A 667-nucleotide genomic window follows, 5' to 3' on the forward strand; every position below is an offset into this window, starting at 1 on the left:
CTGTTTACTGCCGGGTCTGTGATCCGTTCCGGGAGCGTAGGGCGGACCATGGGTCCAGGGCGTAATAGGTTCGGCGGTGGTAGAGCAGCGGCGCGGCGAACGAGCCGCCGTCGAGCACCTGGAGGACCTGGGCGGCCACGACTGTGCCGGTTCCGGCGGGCATCCGGTCAAGGGGCCTGCACCGAAGGACAGTGCCGACGCCGCGGATGATCGGTTCGCCCGCTGGCCCTGGATACCAGTCCATGTCGAATCCGAAGCGGCGCGAGCCGGGCCGTGCGAACAGTTCGGCAAGTTTGTGGTTGGCGGTGGTGAGCAGGTGCACGGCAAGGCCTCCACCTGCCAGCAGGGCGGCTCCGGACTCGCTGCCGGCGGCAATGGAAAACGCGAGGACAGGGGGTTCGGCGGACACGGAAATCACCGAAGACGCGGTGATTCCTGCCGGCCCGTGCGGTCCGGCAGCGGTGACAATCGAGACCGGCGCGGGATGGGCGGCGAACGCGTCGCGGAAGGCCGCGGCAAGGTCCGGGAGCGGGGTATCCTGCGGCAATGCTGCCATCACGGCTCCTTCCAGCGGGCCCGACGGTCCGGAAGCACTTACTGGGCCCATGCTAGGACTGCGCAGCCCACCGCGCCAGAGCCCGCGTCGGCCCGGAGGGGAGCTGGCGTA

1 protein-coding gene is annotated in these 667 nt (G+C 69.6%); it reads right to left on the reverse strand.

Features of this window, described 5'->3' with window-relative positions; all coding sequences use genetic code 11:
* Nucleotides 1-4: 4 nt before the first annotated feature.
* A complete protein-coding gene (locus tag AC5RWU_RS24465; protein ID WP_493986761.1) occupies nucleotides 5-556 on the reverse strand; it encodes a flavin reductase family protein in 552 nt (183 codons plus the stop codon).
* Nucleotides 557-667 lie beyond the last annotated feature (111 nt).

This window comes from Arthrobacter sp. B0427-1-12 (assembly GCF_059092905.1).